We start from the raw sequence: 20,256 nt of genomic DNA, 5'->3' as shown, positions 1-20,256 counted from the left end.
CCCTCCATAAGGATGAAGGGGAACAGGGGTTAATTTCGGGACAGATAATCGACTATTTTTTGCGTATCGGCCAGCGAACAGAGACGCGTGCCCTGGTTGATGGTAGCGGCGCTACCCGCCGCCACGCCGTAGCGCGTCATCTCCAGCAGTGACGCGCCCTGCGCCAGCTTAAGCGTCATCGCGCCTACCATGCTGTCACCCGCGCCAACCGTGCTCTGGCTCTTCATCGGCGGTGGAACTACCTGAACGGACGACGTTTCATCGACGGCCAGTGCCCCCTGCGGACCAAGGGAAACCACCACGCGCCGCGCTTTGCCGCTGCGCACCAGCTCCTGCGCGGCGGTGCGCACATCGTCAGGCTGCGTCAAGTCGCGGTTGACCAGCGCGCTTAACTCTTTCTGGTTGGGTTTGACCAGTTCAAGATTGCCCGGCACTAAGGCCGCCTGCAGGGCCTCGCCGCTGCTGTCCACGATGCAGCGGATACCGCGTTGCTGCGCCGCCTGAATAAGCGCGGTTAATTTTTCCGTGCTGACGCCGGGTGGCAGGCTGCCGCTTACCACCAGCAGCGCGCCGCTTTCAATGGTCAGTACTTTCTCTTCAAGCTGACGAAACTCGTCATCGGTGAGTTTCGCGCCCGGCATGACAAACCGGTACTGCTCGCCGCTGGATTCAACGTGGACATGCAGGTTTTGCCGCGTCCAGTCTTTCGCCTCGACGGTCTCTACGGCAACCTGTTCATCTGCCAGCAGAGAGACCAGGTGTTCGCCGGTGGCACCGCCTGCGGGAAAAATGGCCGTGGCCTTGCCGCCGAGGTGGGTAATGGCGCGCGCCACGTTGATACCGCCACCGCCGGGCTCAAAGACCGGGGCGCTACAGCGCAGTTTACCTTCCGGGTAAATCTGCGGCGTCAGGGTGGCGGAATCAAGGGAAGGGGAGAGCGTCAGGGTGTAGATAGAAACCATCATTACCTCCTTTTAGCATGGGTTCCTTTTAGTCTGGCACCATTTGTCAGGAAGGCAACGTAAATAACAGTATGATTTTAAATATGAATACTGAATAAAAGTAAGACCGGAGATATATAAAATAAAACGCTTTTTGGGATCGTTCTTATTCAAAAAATGAAATAAGAAAACATTGCTATGTTATTTGCGGCTTTTTATAATTTGTTACCTTTCTCTGGACGCCTTGTCATTGATCCTCAAGAAAGATTCCGGGACCGTGTGGTCTCTTTTTTTGTTGTACGGACTCCTTAATAAAATGAAGCTTTTAAAGACAGTTCCCGCTGCACTGATGCTGGCGGGGGGCGTGTTTGCGGCTATGAACGCGACCGCCGATGATTCCGTTTTTACTGTCATGGACGATCCCTCCACCGCGAAAAAACCGTTTGAAGGTAACCTGAACGCTGGGTACCTGGCACAATCCGGTAACACGAAAAGCTCTTCTCTGACAGCGGACAGTACGCTTACCTGGTACGGTAATACCACCGCCTGGTCTCTGTGGGGTAATGCCAGCAATACGTCCGCTAATGACGAACGTTCTTCCGAGAAATATGCGGTTGGCGGACGTAGCCGTTACAACATGACCGACTATGATTACCTGTTTGGTCAGGCAAGCTGGTTAACCGACCGTTACAATGGTTATCGCGAGCGTGACGTGTTCACCGCGGGTTATGGTCGTCAGTTCCTGAACGGTCCGGTACACAGCCTCCGTTTTGAATTCGGTCCGGGTGTGCGTTATGACGAGTACACCAATGGCGATACCAAAACCCAACCGCTCGGTTACGCTTCCGGCACCTATGCCTGGCAGATGACTGACAACACCAAATTTACCCAGGGTGTTTCTGTATTTGGTGCCGACGATACGACGCTGAACTCTGAGACGGCGCTGAACGTGGCCATTAACGAACACTTTGGTCTGAAAGTCGCCTACAACGTGACCTGGAACTCTTCACCACCCGAATCTGCACCGGATCATACCGACCGCAGAACCACGGTTTCACTGGGTTATAGAATGTAATGAAAACGGGCCGATGATCATGTCGGCCCGTTTATTCTGTCTGGTCTTGTGACGTCCCTTCTGATGAGCAGTATTCGCCCCTAACCCCAAATCATTGCCGCCCAACGGAGTAACAGCATTGCGCCGCAGATGGCGATCAGCACCAGCACCATTTTCCAGTGTTTTACGGCAAATCGTTTTGTTGGCATAACCTAATCCTTGTTCGTTGATACCCACAGTCTACCAAACAGGGCCGAAATATGCCCCTACTCAGGAACGATTGGGTTATGCCAGCGCAGGGTTCGGCTCAGAACCAGTGGAATCGTTCGGCGAGAATCAACAATAAACCGGTGGCGGAAAGGATGTTTAAAATCACAACCGTTCTACTGGATACGTTCATAGTATGCACCTTTGGGTTTAAAGACCTGTTCAAGAGTAGCCCAGCATCTTTGAAATGCGAGCACCGGGATCATGCGACCTGCAAATTCATGCGAAAGTGCCAGCACATCAATCTGCCAGCAGAGGGTGCAATCTCCCTTTTGTTAGTGTTAACATTGCAAGGCTTGCCGTATATCCGGCGTTGTCTGATTTTCCGGCAGGTGAATGATGACGAACCAATTTGACGATTGTTGGTCAGATGGTGTCGTAATCTATTGTCAAATCACGATTATTTTCTTTGTATATGCTCTTATGTGTGGGGCATCACTGCAAATAAGGATATAAAATGCCTGTAATTACTCTTCCTGATGGCAGCCAACGCCATTTCGACCGTGCTGTTAGCCCAATGGATGTTGCCCTGGACATCGGTCCTGGTCTCGCGAAAGCGACTATCGCCGGCCGCGTTAACGGTGAGCTGGTAGATGCCTCCGATCTGATCGAAAACGATGCGACGCTTGCGATCATCACCGCAAAAGATGAAGAAGGTCTGGAGATCATTCGTCACTCCTGCGCGCACCTGTTAGGCCATGCCATCAAACAGCTGTGGCCAAACACCAAAATGGCGATCGGTCCGGTTATCGATAATGGTTTCTACTACGACGTTGACCTTGACCACACCCTGACTCAGGAAGATATCGACGCGCTCGAAAAACGTATGCACGAGCTCGCCGAAACAAACTATGACGTCATCAAGAAGAAAGTCAGCTGGCACGAAGCGCGTGAAACCTTCGTGAAGCGTGGCGAGAGCTATAAGGTCTCGATTCTTGACGAAAACATTTCGCATGATGACAAGCCTGGCTTGTACCATCACGAAGAATACATCGACATGTGCCGTGGACCGCACGTGCCGAACATGCGCTTCTGTCATCACTTTAAGCTGATGAAGATCGCTGGCGCCTACTGGCGTGGTGACAGCAACAACAAGATGTTGCAGCGTATCTATGGTACCGCGTGGGCCGATAAAAAAGCCCTGAACGCCTACCTGCTGCGCCTGGAAGAGGCGGCGAAGCGTGACCACCGTAAAATCGGTAAGCAGCTTGACCTGTACCACATGCAGGAAGAAGCGCCGGGAATGGTGTTCTGGCATAACGACGGCTGGACCATCTTCCGTGAACTGGAAACTTTCGTACGCTCCAAGCTGAAAGAGTACCAGTATCAGGAAGTGAAAGGCCCGTTCATGATGGACCGTGTGCTGTGGGAAAAAACCGGCCACTGGGACAACTACAAAGATGCGATGTTCACCACCTCGTCTGAGAACCGTGAATACTGCATCAAGCCAATGAACTGCCCGGGACACGTTCAGATCTTCAACCAGGGTCTGAAATCCTACCGTGACCTGCCGTTGCGAATGGCGGAGTTCGGTAGCTGCCACCGTAACGAGCCATCAGGTGCGCTGCACGGTCTGATGCGTGTGCGTGGCTTTACGCAGGATGATGCGCATATCTTCTGTACCGAAGATCAGGTTCGTGACGAAGTTAACGCCTGTATTCGTATGGTCTACGATATGTACAGCACCTTTGGCTTCGAGAAGATCGTGGTCAAACTCTCAACGCGTCCGGAAAAACGTATCGGTAGCGATGAGACCTGGGATCGCGCAGAAGCGGATCTCGCCGTGGCGCTGGAAGAGAACGGCATTCCGTTCGAATACCAGCTGGGCGAGGGCGCATTCTACGGTCCGAAAATTGAATTTACCCTGTATGACTGCCTCGATCGCGCATGGCAGTGCGGTACTGTACAGCTGGACTTCTCCCTGCCGCAGCGTTTAAGCGCCTCTTATGTTGGCGAAGACAACGAGCGTCAGGTGCCGGTAATGATTCACCGTGCCATTCTCGGTTCTCTGGAGCGCTTCATCGGCATCCTGACCGAAGAGTTCGCCGGCTTCTTCCCAACCTGGCTTGCGCCGGTGCAGGTGGTGGTGATGAACATTACCGATTCTCAGGCAGATTACGTTAAAGAATTGACGCAGAAACTACAAAATGCGGGCATTCGCGTAAAAGCAGACTTGAGAAATGAGAAGATTGGCTTTAAAATCCGCGAGCACACTTTACGTCGTGTCCCGTATATGTTGGTCTGTGGTGATAAAGAGGTGGAAGCAGGCAAAGTTGCCGTTCGCACCCGCCGTGGTAAAGACCTGGGCAGCCTGGACGTAAGTGAAGTGATTGAGAAGCTGCAACAAGAGATTCGCAGCCGCAGTCTTCAACAACTGGAGGAATAAGGTATTAAAGGCGGAAAACGAGTTCAAACGGCACGTCCGAATCGTATCAATGGCGAGATTCGCGCCCAGGAAGTTCGCTTAACAGGTCTGGAAGGCGAGCAGCTGGGGATTGTGAGTCTGAGAGAAGCAATCGAAAAGGCTGAAGAAGCTGGAGTAGATTTAGTTGAAATCAGCCCTAACGCCGAACCGCCAGTTTGTCGTATCATGGACTACGGCAAGTTCCTTTATGAAAAGAGTAAGTCTTCTAAGGAACAGAAGAAGAAGCAAAAAGTTATCCAGGTTAAGGAAATCAAATTCCGTCCTGGTACCGACGATGGCGATTATCAGGTAAAACTCCGCAGCCTGATTCGCTTTCTGGAAGATGGCGATAAGGCCAAGATCACACTGCGTTTCCGCGGTCGTGAGATGGCCCACCAACAGATTGGTATGGAAGTGCTTAACCGCGTCCGTGACGATCTGAGTGAACTGGCAGTAGTCGAATCCTTCCCTACGAAGATCGAAGGCCGCCAGATGATCATGGTGCTCGCTCCTAAGAAGAAACAGTAAGGCCTTCAAGCAGCAAAATCTGTGGAGCCTTCGGGTTTCATAGGTTTTGTTCGCCTATGTTTCGTTTATTTAACAATGCGAAGTGGAAGTTATTAAAATGCCAAAAATTAAGACCGTACGCGGTGCTGCGAAGCGCTTCAAAAAAACCGGTAAAGGTGGTTTTAAGCACAAGCACGCTAACCTGCGTCACATTCTGACTAAGAAAGCTACCAAGCGTAAACGTCACCTGCGTCCAAAAGCCATGGTTTCTAAAGGCGATCTGGGCCTGGTCATCGCGTGCCTGCCGTACGCATAAGTCGTTTCGTTTAACTTTTTTAACTTAGAATAGATACAGGAGAGCACACATGGCTCGCGTAAAACGTGGTGTAATTGCACGTGCACGTCACAAGAAAATTTTGAAACAAGCTAAAGGCTACTACGGTGCGCGTTCACGCGTATACCGCGTTGCCTTCCAGGCTGTTATCAAAGCAGGTCAGTACGCTTACCGTGACCGTCGTCAGCGTAAGCGTCAGTTCCGTCAACTGTGGATTGCGCGTATCAACGCAGCAGCACGTCAGAACGGTATTTCTTACAGCAAATTCATCAACGGCCTGAAAAAAGCCTCTGTTGAAATCGACCGTAAGATCCTGGCTGACATCGCAGTATTCGACAAAGTAGCGTTCACCGCTCTGGTCGAAAAAGCGAAAGCAGCACTGGCATAAGCCAGTTGAGAGAGGGGGCCTGGCTCCCTCTTTTCATATAACCCTGTAAGAAGATTGACATTTACCCGTGCAGGCTTTTCAATAAGGTCTCAACGGTTTTTACCCAACAAGGTAACGCAAGCATGAATGCTGCTATTTTCCGCTTCTTCTTTTACTTTAGCACCTGACTTCAGGAGGCTAGCGCGTGAAAGATGAAACGAAAAACAGCGCCAGATAAGCCTCCCGATGGAGGCTTTTTTTGTGCCTGAATTTGAGAGAATAACTCCACCAAATCGGTGTCTGCACCGACATAATGAGGAAAATCATGTCACATCTCGCAGAGCTGGTTGCCAGTGCAACAGCCGCCATTAATCAGGCCTCAGATGTTGCCGCGTTAGACAATGTCCGCGTCGAATATCTTGGGAAGAAAGGGCACTTGACCCTTCAAATGACAACCCTGCGTGAGCTGCCGCCAGAAGAGCGCCCGGCAGCGGGGGCGGTGATTAACGAAGCGAAAGAGCAGGTACAGCAGGCGCTGAACGCACGCAAAGCCGAGCTGGAAAGCGCGGTGCTGAATGCGCGTCTGGCCGCAGAGACGATCGACGTCTCTCTGCCGGGGCGCCGCATCGAGAACGGCGGTCTGCACCCGGTTACCCGTACCATCGATCGCATTGAAAGTTTCTTCGGTGAGCTCGGCTTTACCGTGGCGACTGGCCCGGAAATCGAAGATGATTACCACAACTTCGATGCCCTGAACATTCCTGGCCATCATCCGGCACGCGCTGACCACGACACTTTCTGGTTCGACGCGACGCGTCTGCTGCGTACCCAGACCTCCGGCGTTCAGATCCGCACCATGAAGGATCAGGCACCGCCAATCCGTATTATCGCGCCGGGCCGCGTCTATCGTAACGACTACGATCAGACCCACACCCCAATGTTCCACCAGATGGAAGGCCTGATTGTTGATAAAAACATCAGCTTCACCAACCTGAAGGGCACGCTGCACGATTTCCTGAACAACTTCTTTGAGGAAGATCTGCAGGTTCGTTTCCGTCCGTCCTACTTCCCGTTCACTGAACCGTCTGCGGAAGTTGACGTGATGGGCAAAAACGGCAAATGGCTGGAAGTGCTGGGCTGCGGCATGGTGCATCCAAACGTACTGCGCAACGTGGGTATCGATCCGGAAGTTTACTCCGGCTTTGCCTTTGGTATGGGCATGGAGCGTCTGACCATGCTGCGCTACGGCGTGACCGACTTACGTGCATTCTTCGAAAACGATCTGCGTTTCCTCAAACAGTTTAAATAAGGGCAGGACAGAACAATGAAATTCAGTGAACTGTGGTTACGCGAGTGGGTAAACACCACGCTGGACAGCGACGCGCTTTCTAACCAGATCACCATGGCAGGTCTGGAAGTGGACGGCGTTGAGCCGGTTTCTGGCGCATTCAACGGCGTGGTCGTCGGCGAAGTGGTAGAGTGCGGCCAGCATCCTAACGCGGACAAACTGCGCGTAACAAAAGTAAACGTAGGCGGTGACCGTCTGCTGGATATCGTCTGCGGTGCGTCAAACTGCCGTCAGGGGCTGAAAGTGGCCGTGGCGACCGTCGGTGCGGTACTGCCGGGCGATTTCAAAATCAAAGCGGCTAAGCTGCGCGGCGAGCCGTCTGAAGGCATGCTGTGTTCCTTCTCCGAGCTGGGTATTTCCGACGATCACAACGGCATCATTGAGCTGCCGCTGGATGCGCCAATCGGCACCGATATCCGTGAGTACCTGAAGCTTGATGACAACACCATCGAAATCAGCGTCACGCCAAACCGTGCCGACTGTTTAGGGATCATCGGCGTGGCGCGCGACGTTGCCGTGCTGAACCAGACCGAACTGAACGCGCCGGACATTGCGCCGGTTGAAGCGACCATCAGTGACGTGCTGCCTATTCAGGTTGACGCTGCGGATGCCTGCCCGCGCTACCTCGGTCGCGTGGTGAAAGGCATCAATGTTAAGGCGCCAACTCCGCTGTGGATGAAAGAGAAGCTGCGCCGCTGCGGTATCCGCTCTATCGACGCCGTGGTCGACGTGACCAACTACGTTCTGCTGGAGCTGGGCCAGCCAATGCACGCGTTCGATAAAGATCGTATCGAAGGCGGCATTGTGGTGCGCATGGCGAAAGAGGGTGAAACCCTGGTTCTGCTGGACGGCAGCGAAGCGAAACTGAACGCCGACACCCTGGTGATTGCTGACCACAGCAAAGCGCTGGCAATGGGCGGTATCTTCGGTGGCGAACATTCGGGCGTCAACGACGAAACCCAAAACGTGCTGCTGGAGTGCGCGTTCTTCAGCCCGCTCTCTATCACCGGTCGCGCACGCCGTCACGGTCTGCACACCGATGCGTCTCATCGCTACGAGCGTGGCGTTGACCCGGCGCTGCAGTACAAAGCAATGGAACGTGCCACCCGCCTGCTGATCGACATCTGCGGCGGCGAAGCGGGCCCGGTGATCGACGTCACCAACGAAGCGACGCTGCCGAAGCGTGCGACCATCACCCTGCGCCGCAGCAAGCTGGATCGTCTGATTGGGCACCATGTTGCCGATGCGCAGGTGACCGATATCCTGAAGCGTCTGGGCTGTGAAGTGACCGAAGGCCAGGACGAGTGGAAAGCCGTTGCGCCATCATGGCGTTTCGACATGGAAATTGAAGAAGATCTGGTGGAAGAAGTGGCCCGTGTTTATGGCTACAACAACATCCCTGACGAGCCTGTCCAGGCCGGTCTGGTGATGGGCACCCACCGTGAAGCCGACCTGTCCCTGAAGCGTGTGAAGACCATGCTGAACGACAAAGGCTACCAGGAAGTGATCACCTACAGCTTTGTTGATCCAAAACTGCAGCAGCTGATCCACCCGGGTCAGGAAGCGCTGATCCTGCCAAGCCCAATCTCCAGCGAAATGTCCGCGATGCGTCTGTCCCTGTGGACGGGCCTGCTGGGCACTATCGTTTATAACCAGAATCGCCAGCAAAACCGCGTGCGAATTTTCGAAAGCGGTTTGCGCTTTGTACCGGATAATCAGGCAAATTTAGGCATCCGTCAGGATCTCATGCTGGCTGGCGCCATCAGCGGTAACCGCTATGAAGAACACTGGGACCTGGCAAAAGGCACGGTTGATTTCTACGATATGAAGGGCGATCTGGAAGCGATTCTGGATCTGACCGGTAAATTATCTGAAATTGAATTCCGCGCAGAAGCCATCCCGGCCCTGCATCCAGGCCAGAGTGCTGCCCTCTATTTAGACGGCAAACGCATTGGTTTTATTGGGGTTGTTCACCCTGAGCTGGAGCGTAAACTGGACCTGAACGGCCGTACCATCGTGTTCGAGCTGGAATGGAACCTGGTGGCAGACCGCGTGATTCCTCAGGCTCAGGACGTCTCCCGCTTCCCGGCAAACCGCCGTGATATCGCGGTTGTGGTCGCGGAAAATGTGCCCGCAGCAGATATTTTGGCCGAATGTAAGAAAGTTGGCGTAAATCAGGTAGTTGGCGTAAACTTATTTGACGTGTACCGCGGCAAGGGCGTAGCAGAGGGCTTTAAGAGCCTGGCTATCAGCCTGATCCTTCAGGATACCAGCCGTACACTCGAAGAAGAGGAGATTGCCGCTACCGTCGCCAAATGTGTAGAGGCATTAAAAGAGCGATTCCAGGCATCATTGAGGGATTGAACCTATGGCGCTTACAAAAGCTGAAATGTCAGAATATCTGTTTGATAAGCTTGGGCTTAGCAAACGGGATGCCAAAGAGCTGGTAGAGCTGTTTTTCGAAGAGATCCGTCGTGCTCTGGAAAATGGTGAGCAGGTAAAACTCTCCGGTTTTGGCAATTTTGATTTGCGCGACAAAAACCAACGTCCGGGCCGCAACCCGAAGACGGGGGAAGATATTCCCATTACAGCCCGCCGCGTGGTGACCTTCAGACCCGGCCAGAAGTTAAAAAGCCGTGTCGAAAACGCAACGCCCAAAGCAGAGTAATATGAACTAACTAAAAAGGCCGCCCACGCGGCCTTTTTTCTTTGCGCTCTTTGGTAAACCCGCCGTAAAATCAATTACATCTCACGCTACTAAAACCGTACACATGCTTGATTATGCCCATCACCAGCACCGTTCCGATCGGCGTCGCCTGCTTTTGCTGGCGCTGCTGCTTATTATTGCCGCAGGCGTTAGCCTCTGCGCCGGTGACCGATGGATAGGGCCCGAAAGCTGGTGGGGGCCTGACGGACAGCTCTTCGTCTGGCAAATTCGTCTGCCGCGGACCGTCGCGGTGATGCTGGTGGGTGCCGCGCTGGCGCTGTGCGGCACCATAATGCAGGCATTGTTTGAGAATCCCCTGGCGGAGCCCGGGCTGCTCGGCGTGTCCAACGGTGCGGGCGTGGGGCTGATTGCGGCGGTAATGCTGGGCGGAGGCGAACTCTCCGGATGGCGTATTAGCCTGAGCGCGATCCTTGGCGCATTACTGATAACGCTCATCCTGCTTCGTTTTGCCAGACGGCATTTATCGACCAGCCGTCTGCTGCTTGCCGGCGTGGCGCTGGGGATCATCTGCAGCGCGCTGATGACCTGGGCGGTCTACTTCTCGACCTCCTTTGACTTGCGGCAGCTCATGTACTGGATGATGGGCGGCTTTGGCGGCGTCGACTGGCAGCAGGGCTGGCTGATGGCACTGCTGGTGCCGGTCATCGTGTGGGCAGCCCTGCAGGCGCAGCCGCTGAATATGCTCGCGCTGGGTGAAACCTCAGCCCGCCAGCTGGGCATGCCGATTGGGTTCTGGCGTAATGTGCTGGTGATCGCCATTGGCTGGCTGGTCGGCGTCAGCGTGGCCCTGGCGGGCGCGATTGGCTTTATTGGCCTGGTGATCCCGCACATGCTCCGTCTGTGTGGCCTCACGGACCATCGAACCCTGCTTCCGGCCTCGGCGGTTGCCGGGGCCGTCACGCTGCTGGTAGCTGACATCATCGCCCGGCTTGCCCTGACGGCTGCAGAGCTGCCCATCGGCGTGGTGACCGCCACGCTGGGCGCGCCGGTCTTTATCTGGCTACTATTAAAAGCTGGACGTTAAATCGACAACCTGAGGAAATGCTATGCAGTCAGATATCCTGAATACTGAAGTGACCACCATTGATGGCGATAAAACCACGCTGGAAGGCTACAAAGGCAACGTGTTGCTGATCGTCAACGTGGCATCCAAATGCGGCCTGACGCCGCAGTACGAGCAACTGGAAAACATTCAGAAAGCCTGGGAAAAAGACGGTTTCACCGTACTGGGCTTCCCCTGCAACCAGTTCCTGGGCCAGGAGCCGGGCAGCGAAGAGGAGATTAAAACCTTCTGCAGCACCACTTACGGCGTGACGTTCCCGCTGTTCAGCAAAATCGATGTCAACGGGGAAGGCCGCCATCCGCTGTATGCGAAGCTGATCGCTGCCGCACCGAAAGCCGTTGCGCCGGAAGGCAGCGGTTTTTATGAACGCATGGCCAGCAAAGGCCGCGCGCCGCTTTACCCGGACGATATACTCTGGAACTTCGAAAAATTCCTGATTGGTCGCGACGGCCAGGTCGTTCAGCGTTTTTCACCGGATATGACCCCTGAAGATCCGATCGTCATGGAATCTATCAAGCTGGCGCTGGCGAAATAATGTCACTGCTGATGCAGCTCACGGACGTTGCCGAGAAGGGACGTCTGGAGCCGATAACCGGCACCGTCAATGCGGGAGAAATCCTGCATCTTGTCGGGCCAAACGGCGCCGGAAAGAGCACGCTGCTAGGACGGATGGCGGGCATGACTGCCGGAGAAGGGCAGATAACGTTGCTGGAGCATACGCTGGCCGACTGGTCGCCAGTCTCACTGGCGCATCGGCGCAGCTATCTCGTGCAGCAGCAGGTGCCACCCTTTGCGATGCCGGTCTGGCAGTATCTGATGCTGCATTTGCACGACAAACACCGTACGGCGCTGCTGGCGGACGTGGCCGCGGCGCTGGGGCTGGAAGATAAACTCTCCCGGCATGTCAGCCAGCTATCCGGCGGCGAATGGCAGCGGGTACGTCTGGCGGCTGTCATCGTCCAGATCCACCCGGCCGGTAACCCGCATGGTCGGATGCTGCTTCTCGATGAACCGATGAGCGGTCTGGATGTGGCGCAGCAGGCGGCCCTGGATACGCTGCTAAGCGCGCTGAGCCGAAAAGGCATCGCCGTGGTGATGAGCAGCCATGACCTCAACCACACCTTGCGACATGCCCACCGGGTGTGGCTGCTGGCGAAGGGGAAGATGATCGCCAGCGGTACGCGGGATCAGGTTCTGACGCCGCCCAATCTTGCCCGCGCGTACAACATGTCGTTCCGCAGGCTGGATATCGAGGGCCATAAGATGCTGATTTCGACCGGGCAGGAGTAAGCGTTTCTTGCCTGTGAGTACAGTTGCACGCTAAATTACGAAAAGAACAAAAAAAGCAGAGGATTCGTCTGAAAATGCGATTCTGGTTTCTCCTGATGGCCGCACTTTTTCTTGCGGGATGCAGTAGCCATCGTGCACCGCCGCCTAACCCACGGCTTTCAGATTCGATCACCGTCATCGCCAGCCTCAACGATCAGCTGAGCAACTGGCGCGGCACGCCTTATCGCTACGGCGGTATGAGCCGTGGCGGTGTGGATTGCTCCGGCTTCGTTCTGATGACCTTCCGCGACAAGTTTGATTTACAGCTGCCGCGCGAAACGCGCAAACAGGCAGAAATCGGCACGGAAATTGATAAAGACGATCTTCTGCCTGGGGACCTGGTTTTCTTCAAAACCGGATCGGGGGAAAGCGGTCTTCATGTGGGCATTTATGACACTGACAACCAGTTCATACACGCGTCAACCAGCCGCGGCGTGATGCGCTCTTCCCTGGATAATGTCTACTGGCGTAAAAATTTCTGGCAGGCACGACGTATATAGTCTTCGTCGTATACCTCTCTTATGACGGCATGGAAACGAATAAAACATGCCGTTTTTTCTCAAATAAGATGATTAAAGTTAAATTTATCTAAAATTAGCGAATCCCGCATGTGTCTGTTTTATCTAAAACTGGCTATTATTCTGCAACCAGGATAAGATTATTTTAGATTCAGGGATAAATCTGAAAATTAATACGGAACTAATGAAATTAATCTTATTAAAATCAAGACAGTGGAATTGTGTCGGCAATTGCTCCAGGATGTCCTCTCTCATCTTTAATGCGGGGCGAGTGCAATGATAATTACGCTAGATAATGCTTACCAGTCTGAACTGCTGCTTCTGCCTGCCCGTAATAGCGCAGGGGAGCTTAAAGGTTTAGAAATTCTGGTTAACTTTACTGGCGTCGGCAGCGATGTGCGGATCCCCACTGAGCTTGTTATCCCACGACTTTCAGCGGCTGAAGAGTTAACGCTGTTTAACGAAAAATTGCAATTGCTTGATACCTGTAAACTGTTTTTTATTCAGCATCAGTTAATTGCATGGATCAATATTACACCTGCAATAGTTGAATTTTTATTAAGTAATGGAAACGCTGTTTCAATTCTTGAGCGTTATCCGTTTCTTGAGTTTACTGTTAATGAGAATTATCCAGGTTTAAATAACGGAAAGGACGATCTTCAGCTGGCGAGAATGGCGATCCATTTTCCGTTGGTGCTGGCAAACTTTGGCGCAGGCGCGGCATCGCTCAAGGCGGTCTACGATGGATTATTTAAACGGGTCATTCTCGATAAAGGCTTCATTCAGCAGCGTGCGGCGGAACTCTCTTTTGAGCCCTTTATGCGCGCCATCCTCTGGCAAATCACGCCGCACTGCCAGTCTGTGATTGTCTCAGGCATTGATGACCACGGCCTCTTGCAGCGCGTGCTGTCCTTTAATTTTGGCGCCATGCAGGGGACACTCTGGCCTGCCGTCTCGGCGGAACACGTCACTACGCTGGTTCAGCAGCGATAACCCTTGCTTTCGCCCGTGTTTAAGTCCGGGTAAACCCTCTACACTAAAAGCAGGAGGACTTATGACCCTGTCTTTTACTGCTCGCTGGCATGACGAGTTGCCGGGATTTTATACCGCACTCAAACCCACACCTTTACAAAATTCACGTCTTATCTGGCATAACGATCGGCTGGCAGAAGAGTTGGCCATTCCGCCTGAGCTGTTTCAGCGTTCGGAGAGCGCTGGCGTCTGGGGAGGCGAAACGCTTCTCGCCGGTATGCAACCCCTGGCTCAGGTCTATAGCGGACATCAGTTTGGCGTCTGGGCAGGACAGCTGGGCGACGGCAGGGGGATCCTGCTCGGTGAACAACAGCTTCCCAACGGGGAGACGGTTGACTGGCACCTGAAAGGCGCGGGCCTGACGCCGTATTCGCGGATGGGCGACGGGCGTGCGGTTCTGCGTTCAACGATCCGCGAGTGCCTGGGCTCCGAAGCGATGCATGCCCTGGGTATCCCCACCACCCGAGCGTTGTCGATCGTGACCAGCGACACGCCGGTTGTGCGCGAAACCGTGGAAAAGGGCGCCATGCTGATGCGTATCGCGCAAAGCCATCTGCGCTTCGGCCATTTTGAGCACTTTTACTATCGTCGCGAGCCGGAAAAGGTGCGCCAGCTTGCAGACTTTGCCATTCGTCACCACTGGGCGCACTGGCAGGACGAGGCGGATAAATACGTTCTCTGGTTCCGGGACGTGGTGGCCCGTACCGCCACCCTGATTGCCCGCTGGCAAACGGTAGGCTTTGCCCATGGCGTCATGAATACCGACAACATGTCGCTTCTCGGGTTGACCTTTGACTACGGCCCGTTTGGTTTCCTGGATGATTATCAGCCAGGCTATATTTGCAACCACTCCGACTATCAGGGGCGCTACAGTTTTGACAATCAGCCCGCGGTGGGCCTGTGGAACCTGCAGCGGCTTGCGCAAACCCTGTCGCCGTTTATCGACGTTGATGCCCTGAATGATGCGCTCGACAGCTATCAGGAGATCTTACTGCGAGAATATGGCACGCTGATGCGCAATAAGCTGGGGCTGGTGACGCAGGAGAAGGGCGATAACGACATCCTCAATGGCCTGTTTGCCCTGATGGCGCGCGAGGGCAGCGATTACACGCGCACCTTCCGGATGCTGGGGCAGACGGAGCAGCACAGCGCCGCCTCGCCGCTGCGCGATGAGTTTATTGACAGACAGGCGTTTGACGACTGGTTTGCATCCTACCGCGTGCGGCTGCAGCAGGAGCAGGTGGATGACGCGACCCGTCAGACGCAGATGAACGCCACGAACCCGGCGATGGTGTTGCGCAACTGGCTGGCGCAGCGGGCGATTGAGCAGGCAGAGCAGGGCGAGTACGACGAGTTACACCGTCTGCACGTGGCGTTGCGCACGCCGTTTGCCGACCGGGTTGATGATTACGTCAGCCGCCCGCCTGACTGGGGCAAGCGGCTGGAGGTTAGCTGCTCAAGCTAGTCTTTTGGCCGGGGGGCGGATTCGCCTTACCCGGCCTGAACATCACTGCGCGACCCAGCCGCCGTCCATATTCCACGCGGCGCCGCGAACGTTAACGGCGCTGTCGCTGCACAAAAAAAGCGCCAGTTCGCCCAGTTGCTCCGGAGTAACAAACTCGCCCGAAGGCTGTTTTTCCGCCAGAAGCTGTTCGCGAGCGTGCTCCGGCGGTACGCCGTCAGCGATACGTTTGTCAATTTGCTGCTGCACCAGCGGGGTCAGCACCCAGCCGGGACAGATCGTATTGGCGGTAATGCCGGTGCGCGCGGTTTCCAGCGCCAGCGATTTCGTAAAGCCCACCACGCCGTGCTTGGCTGCCACGTAGGCCGACTTCTCTTTTGACGCGACCAGCCCGTGAACGGAGGCGATATTAATGATGCGCCCCCAGTTTTTCTCGCGCATGGCAGGGAGTGCCAGCCGGCTGGTGTGAAACACCGACGAGAGGTTAATGGCGATAATGTCGTTCCATTTCTCCACCGGAAACGCGTCAACCGGCGCCACGTGCTGTATGCCAGCGTTGTTGACGAGAATGTCCACGCTGCCAAACTGCGATTCGGCGTAGCGCATCAGGGCTTCTATTTGCAGCACGTCACGCAGGTCCGCATCGTGATAGCCCGGCTTTTTGCCCAGTTGCGCAATCTCAACAATTGCTGATTCGCTGTCGCCGAAACCGTTGAGGATCAGCTGCGCCCCGGCCTTCGCCAGCACGCGGGCGATCCCCAGGCCAATGCCGCTGGTCGAGCCGGTGACCAGGGCGGTTTTACCGTTCAGATTCATCTTTCTCTCCTTACACAATGCCGGTCAGATAGAACACGGCAATGACAAAAAGCACTGCCAGACTTTTAATAATCGTGATAGCAAAAATGCCGCCGTAGGCCTGGCGATGGCTCAGGCCAGTGATAGCCAGCAGGGTAATCACCGCCCCGTTATGGGGTAGGGTATCCATTCCCCCGCTCGCCATTGATGCCACGCGGTGCAGCACCTCAAGCGGGATATTGGCGGCGTGCGCGGCGGCGACAAACGTGTCGGACATGGCGGCGAGCGCAATACTCATCCCGCCGGACGCCGAGCCGGTGATCCCCGCGAGAACGGTCACGCTGATGGCTTCATTCAGCAGCGGATTCGGAATGGCCGCCAGCGCGTGGGATAACACCAGAAAACCGGGCAGGGCGGCGATAACCGCGCCGAAACCGTACTCCGAGGCGGTATTCATCGCCGCCAGAATGGCACCGCTCACCGCCGTCCGGCTGCCTTCTGCCAGGCGTCCCCGGATGTTGCGGAAGCCAAAAATCAGCACCAGCACGATACCGGCGATCAACGCCGCCTCCACGGCCCAGATGGCGGTGATCTTGCTCACCTCGGTCACGATCGGTTTCGCCAGACCGGGCAGGGTCAGCTCGTGGCTCGTGCCGTACCAGCCGGGGATCCATCGGGTAAACAGCAGGTTCAGTATGCCCACCATCAGCAGCGGGGCGATGGCAATCAGCGGATGCGGAAGGTTAATGTTGTCCGGCGTCTCCGGTTCATTTTTCAGATCCGTGCCGTAACCTTCGTTGTTGCTGAGCGCCTTACGCCGCTGGCGTTCCAGCCAGAGCAGGCCAAAGACGATAATGAACAGAGAGCCGATAAGCCCCAGCCACGGTGCGGCCCAGGCGTTGGTACCAAAGAAGCTGGTGGGAATGATGTTCTGGATCTGCGGCGTGCCGGGCAGGGCATCCATGGTAAACGAGAATGCCCCCAGCGCTACCGTGGCCGGGATCAGACGTTTAGGAATGCCGCTCTGGCGGAACAGTTCCGCAGCGAACGGGTAAACCGCAAACGCCACCACGAACAGCGACACGCCGCCGTAGGTTAACAGCGCACACACCAGGACAATCACCGGGATGGCGTGGCGACGACCGAGGATCTGAATCGCGGCGGCGACGATGGAGCGCGAGAAGCCGGAAAGCTCAATCAGTTTGCCAAACACCGCCCCCAGCAGGAACACCGGGAAGTAGAGCTTGACGAAGCCCACCATTTTTTCCATGAACAGACCGGTAAACGTCGGGCCAACGGCGCCCGGATCGGTCAGCAGTACCGCACCGAGCGCCGCAATCGGCGCAAACAAAATCACGCTATATCCGCGATAGGCCGCCAGCATCAGCAGCGCCAGCGCCGCCAGGGCAATTAATACACTCATCACGACTCCTCACTGTCATTATTATTCGGGTACCAACGAGATGTTTAACGCTCGACGGTGAGGGCAATGCCTTGCCCGCCGCCTACGCACAGGGTGACGAGCCCCTTTTTGACGTCACGGCGCTGCATTTCGTACAGCAGCGTCACGAGGATGCGGCAGCCGGAGGCGCCAATCGGATGACCGAGGGCGATCGCGCCGCCGTTAACGTTCACCCTGCGTTCATCCCAGCCGAGTTGCTGGCCGACCGCCAGCGCCTGGGCGGCAAAGGCTTCATTGGCTTCAATGAGGTCCACGTCATCGAGCGTCCAGCCCGCCCGCGCGAGTGCGGTCTGACAGGCGCTGACCGGCCCGATGCCCATCACCGACGGGTCAACGCCCGTCACGTCATAGCTCACGATGCGCCCCAGAATCGGCAAACCGCTCTCCCGCGCCTTTTCGCCGCTCATCAGCAGCACCGCCGCGGCGCCGTCGTTGAGCGTGGAGGCATTTCCCGCCGTGACCGTGCCTTCCTCCTGCAAAAAGGCGGGGCGCAGCTGCGCAAGCTGCTCGGCGGTGGTGCCTGGCCGGGGCTGCTCGTCACGGCTGACAATAAGTGGCGGCTTTTTACCCTGCCTCACCGTCACCGGCGCTATCTCGGCATCAAACCGGCCCGCTTCGGCGGCGGAGGCCGCTTTTTGCTGCGACCGGGCAGCGAAGGCGTCCTGCTGCTCGCGAGAAATGCCGTACTGCCGGGCGACGTTTTCAGCGGTGATCCCCATGTGGTAATCGTTGAACGCGTCCCACAGACCGTCCGTGATCATGCTGTCCTGCAGGCCCGTATGGCCAAAACGCAGCCCTGAACGCGCGCCGTCCAGCAGATAGGGGGCGTTGCTCATGCTCTCTTGTCCGCCGGCAATCACTACCTCAGCGTCGCCGCAGCGGATCGCCTGCGCGGCGAGCTGCACCGCTTTTAATCCCGCGCCGCACACCAGGTTGACCGTTGTCGCTGGCGTGCTGACGGGTAACCCGGCGGCGATGGCCGTCTGACGCGCAGGGTTTTGTCCGCATCCCGCCGTCAGCACCTGGCCGAAAATCACCTCATCTATCGTCTCAGCAGGAAGACCGCTGTTTTCAAGCAGACGATGAACCGCGACGGCCCCCAGTTCAGCCGCAGAGAGGGGCGCGAGCGATCCGCGAAAACTGCCAATGGGGGTCCGCGTTGCCCCGACAATCATGACCTCTTTCATCCTGAGTCCTCAGCTAAAGCGCATCTCGCGAATGTCGTCCGCCACAATCATTTTTCCGGCCGTCTTAGCCGCTATTTCGTCGATACTGACGCCGGGGGCGTATTCCCGCAGGATGAATGCGCCGTCCGCGATCTCGAGCAGCGCGAGGTCGGTTAAGACCCGGCGGATGCAGCCCGCGCCCGTAAGCGGCAGCGTGCAGCGCGACAGCAGCTTTGACTCACCGCTTTTTGACTCGTGGGTCATCACCACGATAATGTTCTGCGCCCCGGCGACGAGATCCATCGCGCCGCCCATCCCCTTGACCATCTTTCCGGGGATCATCCACGAGGCGATATTGCCTTCGACGTCCACCTCAAACGCGCCCAGCACCGTCAGGTCAACATGGCCGCCGCGGATCATGGCAAACGACTGGGCCGAGTCGAAAATGGCCGCGCCCGTGCGTGCGGTCACGGTCTGTTTACCGGCGTTGATCATGTCGGCGTCGAGGCTCTGCTCGTCAGGGAACGCGCCCATCCCCAGCAGCCCGTTTTCCGACTGAAGCATCACGTCCATTCCTTCCGGAATGTAGTTCGCCACCAGGGTAGGAATGCCGATCCCCAGGTTGACGTAATATCCGTCGCGCAGCTCGCGGGCGACGCGCATGGCCATCTGTTCACGGGTTAACATCGTCACACTCCTTCCGCGCGCAGCGTGCGCTGTTCAATGCGTTTTTCAAACTGGCCAACAATCAGCCTGTCGACGTAAATGCCCGGGGTATGAATGGCCGACGGAGGAAGCTCACCCGGCGCAACAATCTCCTCCACCTCGACGACCGTTATCCGGCCCGCCGTTGCCATCAGCGGATTAAAGTTTTGCGCGGTATGCCGGTAGACGACGTTGCCGTACCAGTCCGCTTTCCAGCCCTTGATCAGCGCGAAATCCCCCGTAATGGCCTCTTCGAGGATGTAATGCTTACCGGCAAACTGGCGCACGTCTTTGCCCGCAGCCACGGGCGTGCCGTAGCCGGTGGCCGTGTAAAATGCCGGAATACCCGCGCCGCCCGCGCGCACCTTTTCCGCCAGCGTGCCCTGAGGCGTGAGTTCAATCTCCAGTTCACCGCTCAGTACCTGCTGCTCGAACAGCGCGTTTTCGCCGACGTAAGAAGCCACTACCTTACGAACCTGCCGCGTCTCAAGCAGGAGCCCGAGACCGAAGCCGTCCACGCCGCAGTTGTTTGATACCACCGTCAGATCTTTCACCTGACGGCGTCTGACTTCTGCAATCAGGTTCTCCGGAATACCGCACAGGCCGAAGCCGCCCGCCAGCAAAGTCATCCCGTCCGTCAGCCCATCCAGCGCCTGCGCATAGCTGTCGACGCGCTTATCCAGTCCCGCCATCGTCATTCCTCCTCTTAACCGTGGCGGTATCATTAGGGGCGGCAACTCATTTGTTAATTTTGAATTTGTGACCCACTCATTT

General features: G+C 56.0%; 23 protein-coding genes and 1 other annotated feature. Of the genes, 15 read left to right on the top strand and 8 right to left on the bottom strand.

Annotation, left to right across the window (positions count from 1 at the left end):
- Window positions 1-29 precede the first annotated feature (29 nt).
- A complete protein-coding gene (gene pfkB / locus BFG58_RS05400) occupies window positions 30-962 on the bottom strand; it encodes a 6-phosphofructokinase II (RefSeq protein WP_045336121.1) in 933 nt (310 codons plus the stop codon).
- A 295-nt stretch (window positions 963-1,257) separates the two neighbouring features.
- On the opposite strand from pfkB, the gene BFG58_RS05395 reads away from it, so the two are divergent.
- Complete coding sequence (locus BFG58_RS05395; protein WP_069719417.1) at window positions 1,258-2,016, top strand: YdiY family protein; 759 nt, start codon at window positions 1,258-1,260, stop codon at window positions 2,014-2,016.
- An 80-nt stretch (window positions 2,017-2,096) separates the two neighbouring features.
- Here BFG58_RS05395 and yniD read toward each other — a convergent pair whose 3' ends face one another.
- The gene (gene yniD / locus BFG58_RS23725; RefSeq protein ID WP_008500658.1) at window positions 2,097-2,204 is read right to left on the bottom strand and encodes a small membrane protein YniD; all 108 of its coding nucleotides are present in this window, start codon (window positions 2,202-2,204) and stop codon (window positions 2,097-2,099) included.
- A gap of 98 nt (window positions 2,205-2,302) precedes the next feature.
- A complete protein-coding gene (gene yncL, locus BFG58_RS23010) occupies window positions 2,303-2,395 on the bottom strand; it encodes a stress response membrane protein YncL (RefSeq protein ID WP_021241082.1) in 93 nt (30 codons plus the stop codon).
- 324 nt (window positions 2,396-2,719) lie between these two features.
- Here yncL and thrS point away from each other — a divergent pair, with 324 nt between their 5' ends.
- From thrS to selO, 14 genes are all read left to right on the top strand, one after another.
- Window positions 2,720-4,648 (top strand): threonine--tRNA ligase, encoded by a 1,929-nt coding sequence (thrS, locus tag BFG58_RS05385; protein WP_063621415.1) that lies wholly within the window; start codon window positions 2,720-2,722, stop codon window positions 4,646-4,648.
- 3 nt (window positions 4,649-4,651) lie between these two features.
- Window positions 4,652-5,194: a translation initiation factor IF-3 gene (gene infC / locus BFG58_RS05380; RefSeq protein ID WP_023616141.1), complete on the top strand. Its 543-nt coding sequence runs from the start codon at window positions 4,652-4,654 to the stop codon at window positions 5,192-5,194.
- Between the two features lie 97 nt (window positions 5,195-5,291).
- Complete coding sequence (gene rpmI, locus BFG58_RS05375; protein ID WP_001124225.1) at window positions 5,292-5,489, top strand: 50S ribosomal protein L35; 198 nt, start codon at window positions 5,292-5,294, stop codon at window positions 5,487-5,489.
- Window positions 5,490-5,538: 49 nt separating this feature from the next.
- Window positions 5,539-5,895, top strand: coding sequence for a 50S ribosomal protein L20 (rplT, locus tag BFG58_RS05370; protein WP_000124850.1), 357 nt, complete (start codon window positions 5,539-5,541; stop codon window positions 5,893-5,895).
- Window positions 5,896-6,012: 117 nt separating this feature from the next.
- Window positions 6,013-6,137 (top strand) — a sequence feature (Phe leader region).
- Window positions 6,018-6,062: a pheST operon leader peptide PheM gene (gene pheM, locus BFG58_RS24075; RefSeq protein WP_001386830.1), complete on the top strand. Its 45-nt coding sequence runs from the start codon at window positions 6,018-6,020 to the stop codon at window positions 6,060-6,062. Its footprint overlaps the feature before it by 45 nt.
- A 62-nt stretch (window positions 6,138-6,199) precedes the next feature.
- Complete coding sequence (pheS, locus tag BFG58_RS05365; protein WP_021241084.1) at window positions 6,200-7,183, top strand: phenylalanine--tRNA ligase subunit alpha; 984 nt, start codon at window positions 6,200-6,202, stop codon at window positions 7,181-7,183.
- A 15-nt stretch (window positions 7,184-7,198) separates the two neighbouring features.
- Window positions 7,199-9,586 carry a phenylalanine--tRNA ligase subunit beta gene (gene pheT / locus BFG58_RS05360; RefSeq protein ID WP_069719415.1) on the top strand — a complete coding sequence of 796 codons (2,388 nt, stop codon included), beginning with the start codon at window positions 7,199-7,201 and terminating at the stop codon, window positions 9,584-9,586.
- Between the two features lie 4 nt (window positions 9,587-9,590).
- A complete protein-coding gene (gene ihfA, locus BFG58_RS05355; RefSeq protein WP_003857805.1) occupies window positions 9,591-9,890 on the top strand; it encodes an integration host factor subunit alpha in 300 nt (99 codons plus the stop codon).
- 103 nt (window positions 9,891-9,993) lie between these two features.
- The gene (gene btuC, locus BFG58_RS05350; RefSeq protein ID WP_069719414.1) at window positions 9,994-10,974 is read left to right on the top strand and encodes a vitamin B12 ABC transporter permease BtuC; all 981 of its coding nucleotides are present in this window, start codon (window positions 9,994-9,996) and stop codon (window positions 10,972-10,974) included.
- A 22-nt stretch (window positions 10,975-10,996) separates the two neighbouring features.
- Entirely contained in the window at window positions 10,997-11,548 is a 552-nt protein-coding gene (locus BFG58_RS05345) for a glutathione peroxidase (RefSeq protein ID WP_048027541.1), read from the top strand.
- The gene (btuD, locus tag BFG58_RS05340) at window positions 11,548-12,303 is read left to right on the top strand and encodes a vitamin B12 ABC transporter ATP-binding protein BtuD (protein WP_069719413.1); all 756 of its coding nucleotides are present in this window, start codon (window positions 11,548-11,550) and stop codon (window positions 12,301-12,303) included. Before BFG58_RS05345 ends, btuD begins: the two co-directional genes overlap by 1 nt.
- Before the next feature lie 74 nt (window positions 12,304-12,377).
- Complete coding sequence (locus BFG58_RS05335; RefSeq protein WP_008500650.1) at window positions 12,378-12,842, top strand: NlpC/P60 family protein; 465 nt, start codon at window positions 12,378-12,380, stop codon at window positions 12,840-12,842.
- A gap of 294 nt (window positions 12,843-13,136) precedes the next feature.
- On the top strand, window positions 13,137-13,853 hold the full coding sequence (locus BFG58_RS05330) for an EAL domain-containing protein (RefSeq protein ID WP_048027544.1): 717 nt from the start codon (window positions 13,137-13,139) through the stop codon (window positions 13,851-13,853).
- Window positions 13,854-13,914: 61 nt separating this feature from the next.
- Complete coding sequence (selO, locus tag BFG58_RS05325) at window positions 13,915-15,357, top strand: protein adenylyltransferase SelO (RefSeq protein ID WP_069719412.1); 1,443 nt, start codon at window positions 13,915-13,917, stop codon at window positions 15,355-15,357.
- A 42-nt stretch (window positions 15,358-15,399) separates the two neighbouring features.
- Here the strand turns inward: selO and BFG58_RS05320 are convergent, their stop codons facing one another.
- The 5 genes from BFG58_RS05320 to BFG58_RS05300 are packed head-to-tail and all read right to left on the bottom strand — an operon-like array spanning window position 15,400 to window position 20,174.
- On the bottom strand, window positions 15,400-16,170 hold the full coding sequence (locus BFG58_RS05320; protein ID WP_069719411.1) for a 3-hydroxybutyrate dehydrogenase: 771 nt from the start codon (window positions 16,168-16,170) through the stop codon (window positions 15,400-15,402).
- 10 nt (window positions 16,171-16,180) lie between these two features.
- Window positions 16,181-17,575, bottom strand: a complete 1,395-nt coding sequence (locus BFG58_RS05315) for a GntP family permease (RefSeq protein WP_175430161.1) — start codon at window positions 17,573-17,575, stop codon at window positions 16,181-16,183.
- Between the two features lie 41 nt (window positions 17,576-17,616).
- Window positions 17,617-18,798, bottom strand: a complete 1,182-nt coding sequence (locus BFG58_RS05310; RefSeq protein ID WP_069719409.1) for an acetyl-CoA C-acetyltransferase — start codon at window positions 18,796-18,798, stop codon at window positions 17,617-17,619.
- A gap of 9 nt (window positions 18,799-18,807) precedes the next feature.
- Window positions 18,808-19,464, bottom strand: a complete 657-nt coding sequence (locus BFG58_RS05305) for a CoA transferase subunit B (RefSeq protein WP_069719408.1) — start codon at window positions 19,462-19,464, stop codon at window positions 18,808-18,810.
- A gap of 2 nt (window positions 19,465-19,466) precedes the next feature.
- A complete protein-coding gene (locus BFG58_RS05300) occupies window positions 19,467-20,174 on the bottom strand; it encodes a CoA transferase subunit A (RefSeq protein ID WP_045910273.1) in 708 nt (235 codons plus the stop codon).
- Window positions 20,175-20,256 lie beyond the last annotated feature (82 nt).

This window comes from Enterobacter sp. ku-bf2 (genome assembly GCF_001742765.1).
GTDB lineage: Bacteria > Pseudomonadota > Gammaproteobacteria > Enterobacterales > Enterobacteriaceae > Enterobacter > Enterobacter quasiroggenkampii.
The sequence above is the reverse complement of the archived record's forward strand: the minus strand, read 5'-3'. Positions and strand labels throughout refer to the sequence as shown.